This is a genomic window from Lactobacillus sp., from assembly GCF_051893255.1.
Lineage (GTDB): Bacteria > Bacillota > Bacilli > Lactobacillales > Lactobacillaceae > Lactobacillus.
In genome coordinates this window covers 24,130-31,233 of the sequence record NZ_JBJFHB010000052.1, presented here as the reverse complement: position 1 = coordinate 31,233, position 7,104 = coordinate 24,130, and the positions used below count along the sequence as shown (strand labels likewise).

Sequence of the window (7,104 nt, the reverse complement as noted above, 5' to 3'; positions counted from 1 at the left end):
AAAATAAAATTGCCTAAAATCGTTAATATCACTTGACTTAGAGTAGAAAAAACAACCCTCCAGTTTCCAGCTGGAGGGTTGTCCTGTGTAAAGAAATATGATTTTGTAGGCTGATTTCATCTTTAGGAGTTAAATGAAGAAATCTATCCCAATGAAAAAGAATATAAAATGTTGATTGTATGATTAGTCATAAATTGCTCATCAGCCTGCACCCTTAGTATAGTCCTATTTGAACTTGCCGGCGCAAATTACGATAGATTTTTTGCAAAAGACTTGCAAGCAAGGTGAAATTCAGATAAACTATAGCCTATCATCTAAATATGCGTAGGGAGTAACCGGCATTACACGTGCACTCATGGCGTCAAGCTCGAAAGTAATTTCCGCTGTGAGTTTAAATGGTGAGACTATTGTATAGACTTTTTAGCCTAGCAATAGTCTCTTTTTTTATTGCCGGGCAGATTAGGAGGAATTTTTTGAAGGATTATTATCTGCAAAATAAAGACGAAGTCTTAAAGGAATTTAAGGCTAGCCCTAGCGGTTTAACCAGTGAGGAAGCCAAAAAACGGCTAGCCAAATATGGCCCAAATGCCCTGGTAGAAGGGAAGAAAAAGACGGTTTTCCAGGTATTCTTAGAACAGTTCAAGGACCTGATGGTCATCATTTTGATCATTGCCGCCTTGATTTCGGCCTTTACCGGGGATGCGGAAAGCACCATCGTCATCATTGCCGTTTTGATTTTGAACGCGGTCTTGGGGACGGTCCAGCACGTCAAGGCGGAAAAGTCGCTAGAAAGCTTAAAGTCGCTGTCTTCACCAAGTGCCAAAGTCCTGCGCGATGGGCAAAAAGTCGAAATTGACTCAAAAGACCTGGTGCCAGGCGATATCTTAGTCCTGGAAGCTGGAGACCTGGTTATGGCTGACGGCCGGATTTTAGACAACTTTTCCTTGCAAGTCAACGAAAGCTCCTTAACTGGGGAATCGACTAATATCGACAAGGCCGACGTTGATTTTGATCAAGAAAAGCCTTTGGGCGACCGGCTGAACATGGTCTACTCCAGCTCTTTGGTAACTTATGGCCGGGCCAATGTCTTAGTGACGGCTACCGGGATGAACACGGAAATCGGCAAGATTGCTAAGCTGATGAATGACACTAAGGAAAAGAAGACGCCGCTCCAGCAGTCTCTTGACAAGTTTTCATCGAAACTTGCTACTGCCATCTTGTTAATCTGTTTGGTAGTCTTTGGCCTCCAAATCTGGAGAGGGCAGCCGCTGATGGATGCCTTGCTCTTTGCTGTAGCCTTAGCCGTAGCTGCCATTCCAGAAGCACTTTCCTCAATCGTCACCATCGTGCAAGCCATGGGGACGCAGAAGATGGCCAAGCAGCACGCCATTATTAAAAATCTGGCGGCTGTTGAATCTCTAGGCTCAGTTTCCGTCATTGCCTCTGACAAGACGGGGACCTTGACCCAAAACAAGATGACTGTCCAAGATATCTACATTGGCGAGGAAGTCTTACAGCCTAATGAATTGCGTCTTGACAACCAGCTCCACCGCTACCTCTTGTACGACGTAGTCTTAAACAACGACTCGCGCCTACAAGCAGATGGCAAGGGGATCGGGGACCCAACCGAATATGCCCTGCTTGAAATGTACCGCCAAGTGCCAGGGATCGACATGGGCGATGACCAAATTGCCTTGAGTGAAGACGACTTGCGGGACTTTTTAAACCGGGAAGAAGAAGTGCCATTTGACTCAGACCGAAAATTAATGTCTACCAAGCACCTGATTCACACGGTCCCAACCATCTTTACCAAGGGTGCCGTGGATGTCCTGTTAGACCGTTGCGTCAGCTACCGGATTGGCGATGAAATCAAGCCAATGACGCCAGAAATTAAGCAGCAGATCCTGGATCAAAACCAGGCCTTCTCGGAAAACGGCCTGCGGGTTTTAGCCTTCGCCTACAAGGAAAGCGATGAAGAGCTGAACCTGGAAGCCGAAAACGGCTTAATCTTTATCGGTCTGGTTTCTGAAATGGATCCGCCAAGACCAGAAAGCGTGGAAGCCGTGGCCCAGGCCAAAAAGGCTGGCATCAAGACGGTGATGATCACCGGTGACCACAAGGTAACGGCTGTAGCGATTGCTAAGAAGATTGGGATTTTTGCGGATGGCGACCTGGCCGTGACTGGTTTGGAATTAGACGCCATGAGTGACCAAGAGCTAGACGACAAGATTGAAAAAATCTCCGTTTACGCCCGGGTTTCCCCAGAAAACAAGATTCGGATCGTTGATGCCTGGCAAAGAAAGGGCAAGATCGTGTCCATGACCGGCGATGGGGTGAACGACGCCCCAGCCTTGAAGAAGGCCGACATCGGGGTGGCCATGGGGATTACTGGGACGGAAGTGTCCAAGGATGCCTCTAGCATGATCCTGACTGATGACAACTTCGCGACCATCATCAAGGCCGTGGCCAACGGCCGGACGGTTTACGAAAACATCAAGAATGCTGTCATGTATCTCTTGTCCGGCAACCTGTCAGCCATCATTACCGTGCTTTTTGCCTCAATTGCGGGTCTGCCGGTGCCATTTATGGCCGTTCAGCTGCTCTTCATCAACCTGGTAACGGACTCTTTGCCAGCTTTGGCGATCGGGATGGAGCCAGGGGCCAGTGACATTTTGAACCGGCCACCGCGTGACCCTAAAGAAGGCATCTTGAACAAGCAAATGGTGACCAAGGTAACCGTACAAGGGACCTTGATCGCGGTTAGCGTCATTGCCGCCTTCTTGATTGGCCTGAAGACCAGCTCGGCTGTTGCTTGCACCATGGCCTTTTCAACCTTGACCTTTGCGCGTCTCCTTCACGGCTTTAATTGCCGGTCTGAGCACAGCATCTTCAAGCTTGGCTTTAAGAACAACTGGTACAGCTTGGCTGCTTTCTTGACTGGGACTTTATTACTGGGCTTGATCCTGTTTGTCCCAAGCCTGCACAGCCTGTTTACGGTAACACCGCTATTGGCAAGTCAGGTCGGGATGATTGCCTTGCTGGCATTCTTGCCAACGGTGATCATTCAGCTCGTGAAAGTGGTTCTTGAACAGAACTAATCGCATAATAGATAATACTTAATATTGATTTCTTAGAAGACACTGAACGATTTTCGTTCGGTGTTTTTTAATTCTGGTCATGATAAACTATATATAAAGAATTTAGAAATAAATACGAGAGGAAAAAAGATGCTGACAAACTTGACCGTGATGATCTACGTCAATGACCCAGAGATGGTGGCAGACTTTTTAGAAGAGGCTTTTAGCGTAGAAAGAAGCCTGGAACAAGACCTGCCAAATGGGTCAAAGACCATCCGCCTGCCGCTGACCAAGACGGCTAGTGTTCAGCTTTTTAGCAAGGAATTTGTGAGAAAGTATTCCCCAGAAGTGAGCCTGGAAATGCCATCCTTGATGCTGGAAACGGATGACTTAGATGGGCTAAGAGAGCACATCTACAGCCTAGGCGGTCCGGTTGGCGACGTGGTCGACATGGGGGATGCCCGGACCTTTAATTTCGGGGATCCAGAAGGCAACTGGTTTGCAGTGAAAGGCAAGTAAAATGGGCGCATGTGCGTGGTTTAAGGAAAATAATTTTCGGCAAGCTTATCATGAAGAGTGGGGGACGCCTTGCCATGATGACCAGAAACTTTTTGAGTTTTTGGTCTTAGAAGTAATGCAGTGCGGGTTGAGCTTTTCCTTGATGCTGGACCGGCGAGAAGCCATGCGGGCCGCCCTTGATCAGTATGATTATCGTAAAATCGCTAAATATGGCCAGGCTGATTTTGACCGGGTAATGGCAGCGGATGGAATGATCCACTCTAGCCGGAAGATCCTGGCCCTAATCACTGATGCCCAAGCTTATGAAAAAGTCATTGCCGACTTCGGCAGCTTTGACCAGTACCTTTGGCAGTATACAGATGGGCAAAGCCTAGTTTATGAAAGCCACCTGAAAGATGTGCCGACTACTAATGAATTAGCGCAAAGGTTGTCTAAAGACCTGAAAAAGCGCGGCTTTAAATTTGTTGGTCCCGTGGTGATGTATTCCTACCTCCAGGCATGTGGTTTGATCAATGACCATGACGAAGCTTGCCCAAGACGACAATACTTGATGGACCATTATCCAACGCGTTTGCTAAAATAAATAGTGTCTGTTTATATTTTTTATCTAGTAATTTCTACCATCTATATTGATACGAATACTCTTTGAACACACACTAAAAACGACTGTATCACAAATTGATACAGTCGTTTTTTTACCATTCAAATTCTTCGTAAAAAATCTTATCGATTTCTACGCCTTCTTTTTGCAATACTTGCTCCCAATGGTCGGCCATGGCTTGGGGACCAGCAATCAGTATGAGTGAATCGTATTCTAGTGCATTCAAAACTTCATAGTCCTGGAAGCGGCCAACTTGGCAGTGAGCCGTGAAATTATCCCTTTCGGCTAACGTTTGAATCTCTTTTTGGTAAATCAGATTGTCTTGGGTATGGGCGTTATAAAAAAGTTCAGTTGCAATCTGGGGGTTGCCCTGGATAATTGATAAAAGCGGCACAACCCCAATCCCGCCGGCGATGATCAAGAGGTGCTCAGGCTGTTGTTCAGCAATGACCTCCTGGAAGCGGCCATAGCCTGGCGTTACCAGGACTTTTTGCGGGCAAGACAGGTCTTGCAGCTGTTTGGTAAAGTCGCCGTCGCCCCGGATTGCCAAGACTATTTCTTGGTCTTTTTTCGGTACATTGACCAAAGAGAAGGGGTGAGGCTCCTTTAAGCCAGGCATGCCCGGGAAAGAGAGGAAAAGGTAGTCGCCAGCCTGATAATCAAGCAAGTGGTGGGACTCAATGGTCAGCTGGGCCACGTTATCTGCGATCATAGTCAAATTCGTCATTACAGCGTTCGTTTCCGTCAGTGCCGGCTTTAATTTGTTATAAACATAGGTAGCAAAGACCAAAAGCGTTGCGGCGTAAATTAGCATCATATAAGGTGTAATAGCCCGGATGTAGGAAATCAGTTGAATGTGGATGAAAACCAAGACGGTGGCCACCAAGTTCAGCTTGTGGATCCAGACTGACAGTTCATGTTTAAAGACTTTTCGCTCCAACCCCTTTTTGATTTTTGCCAAAAATGGCACCCGCTTGGTCAGCCAGCCTGCTAAAAAGATCAGGGAGTAGAGGGCTAAAAAGAGGTAAAGGTAAAAGGCGATTGTACCAGTTTGCTTGATCCAGCCGGTCGATACTGTCCCTTCCATGTGCAGCCAGGCCAAGAGCAGGGCGGCTAACGAGATCATCCCGTGCACCATGTAAAGCTTGGGCAGACCGATTAGGCGGTCTAAATAGTGGGGACGGGTCGACAGGTAGATAGCTGCGAGCATCCAAACATAGGCAATGGAGCCCCATTGGATGGCCAATTTGGAACTAGCGTAAATGGCTGGCAGGCCTGCGTCTAGCGTCTGGATGAAGGGCAGGGGGATCACAAAGAGGATGACCGCCCAGACCAAGGCAAGCGTAGGGTTATGCTTTTTGAACATCGTAAATTTCTCCTTCTTGGATGATCAGCAGTTCCCGATCTTGGTTAATAACGGTCGCTGATAATTTTTCTTTCTTGGCCATTTGTAAAAAGCGATCCTGGCCGCAAGCAAGGCCAGCTGTAGCCCAGATGTCGGCATAGGCGACGTCTTTAGCCAAAACGCTGACCTGGAGGAGGTCACCTGGTCCTTTTAGGCGAATATGCTTGCCGCGCTTGCTAAAGCCTGACGTAGCTAGGGCTCCATTTTTGACTTCATATTTGGCCAAAAATTTTTGCAAGTTGTCGGGATCCTCGATTCCGACCTGCCAGGCAAAGGAACCAGATGACCAGGTTTGGAGGTCGCCGGCGCCATTGATGCATAGGCCAAGGACGTTTGGATTGGCCTTAAAGGCAGTCAATTCGTTAAAACATTCTTTGATCGCCCAGCCCTTGACGTAGCCGGTTGGATCATAGACTCCTTTTTCGACTGGATCAAAGGCGCCGTCAGTCATTTCATAAGCCAAACTGGTGGCGGCATAGACTGCCTGAAAGTCCGGATCAGTCAATAAGATTTCTTTTTGGCCGCGGTTATAGGCTGCTAAAAGTGAATCGTCTTTAAAAGCCGAAAACTTGTCTTCAATTAAGGCTAGCTTGTCTGAAATCCTTTTGGCTGTATTCTTCAACTCTTCGGCAATTGCTGGTTCGGGCTCTTGGCTAGCCGCGGCAATGGTAAAGGGCATGGTTATTTGAAAAACTGTTTCGTTATAGATCATCAGGAGTCACTTCCTTGGCTGCTGCTTTGTGTTTTTTGAGCCTTGTTGATGGCGGATTGGAGGGAACCGGTGAAGCCTTTGTAAGTTTCGCTAACGCCAGACACCTGCTGGATGTCAGCTGATTGGGCCTTTAGGGCTTCTTCTTTATAAATTGGCAAGGCTTGCTCGTTGATTGACTGCGACTTCTCATTGTCGCTAGGGTAGGACAAGACCTTGATGGTCGTGATTTTGTCGCTTTTGACTGTGATTTGGACCTGGACGTCGCCCCATTCGGTGGAGGTAGAAGAGCCCGTGTAGGTCCCGTCGGTCAAGCCGGAGCTGGAACTGCTGGATGAACTAGTTGAAGTTGAGGCTGAGCTAGAACTGACGGATGAGGTGGTGGAACTGGCAGTTGAACTTTCAGTATTCGTATCTTTCTTCAAAAAGAGCAAGTAGCCGTCAATTACGATGGCGACAGTAGCGCCGATAGCAACGATAGAAGTAATGACTTTGCGGTGTGACATAGTTTTTATCTACTTTCTTATATAAAAAGCTATTATGCTTGATGAATTATTCGAATTATTTGCTTGATCTAATCATAAAAGCAAACTGTGATATTAAATGCCACTATTTAATTTTTTCCTGTGAATATTGTCTTACTAGCTGTGAAGAAAAGTTTAAGAATTACTAAACAATTGTAAGTAAATCAACTAATCTTGCCAAAAAGCCCATGGCTAGTAACGTTTGAGGGAATGGATTAGCCAAAAAGCCCATGGCTGATAACGTTTGAGGGAATTGTTTCGCCAAAAAG

General features: G+C 46.9%; 6 protein-coding genes. 3 read left to right on the top strand and 3 right to left on the bottom strand.

From position 1 onward, the window contains the following. Positions 1 to 473 precede the first annotated feature (473 nt). The 3 genes from ACI4WN_RS04500 (at position 474) to ACI4WN_RS04490 (ending at position 4,179) form a co-directional block, all read left to right on the top strand. Positions 474 to 3,098 carry a cation-translocating P-type ATPase gene (locus tag ACI4WN_RS04500; RefSeq protein ID WP_439777154.1) on the top strand — a complete coding sequence of 875 codons (2,625 nt, stop codon included), beginning with the start codon at positions 474 to 476 and terminating at the stop codon, positions 3,096 to 3,098. A 129-nt stretch (positions 3,099 to 3,227) separates the two neighbouring features. Next, entirely contained in the window at positions 3,228 to 3,596 is a 369-nt protein-coding gene (locus tag ACI4WN_RS04495) for a VOC family protein (RefSeq protein WP_439777153.1), read from the top strand. Position 3,597: 1 nt separating this feature from the next. Continuing rightward, positions 3,598 to 4,179: a DNA-3-methyladenine glycosylase I gene (locus tag ACI4WN_RS04490; RefSeq protein ID WP_439777152.1), complete on the top strand. Its 582-nt coding sequence runs from the start codon at positions 3,598 to 3,600 to the stop codon at positions 4,177 to 4,179. Between the two features lie 112 nt (positions 4,180 to 4,291). On the opposite strand, the gene ACI4WN_RS04485 is transcribed toward ACI4WN_RS04490, so the two are convergent. Genes ACI4WN_RS04485 through ACI4WN_RS04475 form a run of 3 tightly spaced genes read right to left on the bottom strand, consistent with a single transcriptional unit; the run spans position 4,292 to position 6,817 of the window. Further along, positions 4,292 to 5,563 carry an iron reductase gene (locus ACI4WN_RS04485; protein WP_439777151.1) on the bottom strand — a complete coding sequence of 424 codons (1,272 nt, stop codon included), beginning with the start codon at positions 5,561 to 5,563 and terminating at the stop codon, positions 4,292 to 4,294. Continuing rightward, entirely contained in the window at positions 5,547 to 6,314 is a 768-nt protein-coding gene (locus ACI4WN_RS04480) for an FAD:protein FMN transferase (protein WP_439777150.1), read from the bottom strand. Before ACI4WN_RS04480 ends, ACI4WN_RS04485 begins: the two co-directional genes overlap by 17 nt. Beyond that, the gene (locus tag ACI4WN_RS04475; RefSeq protein WP_439777149.1) at positions 6,314 to 6,817 is read right to left on the bottom strand and encodes an FMN-binding protein; all 504 of its coding nucleotides are present in this window, start codon (positions 6,815 to 6,817) and stop codon (positions 6,314 to 6,316) included. The genes ACI4WN_RS04480 and ACI4WN_RS04475 overlap by 1 nt, the downstream gene beginning before the upstream one ends. Positions 6,818 to 7,104: the final 287 nt, after the last annotated feature.

Bases quoted from the DNA above. Each gene is read 5' to 3' on its own strand.
- ACI4WN_RS04475 (WP_439777149.1), bottom strand. From the start codon at position 6,817: ATGTCACACCGCAAAGTCATTACTTCTATCGTTGCTATCGGCGCTACT.
- ACI4WN_RS04490 (WP_439777152.1), top strand. From the start codon at position 3,598: ATGGGCGCATGTGCGTGGTTTAAGGAAAATAATTTTCGGCAAGCTTAT.
- ACI4WN_RS04480 (WP_439777150.1), bottom strand. From the start codon at position 6,314: ATGATCTATAACGAAACAGTTTTTCAAATAACCATGCCCTTTACCATT.
- ACI4WN_RS04495 (WP_439777153.1), top strand. From the start codon at position 3,228: ATGCTGACAAACTTGACCGTGATGATCTACGTCAATGACCCAGAGATG.
- ACI4WN_RS04485 (WP_439777151.1), bottom strand. From the start codon at position 5,563: ATGTTCAAAAAGCATAACCCTACGCTTGCCTTGGTCTGGGCGGTCATC.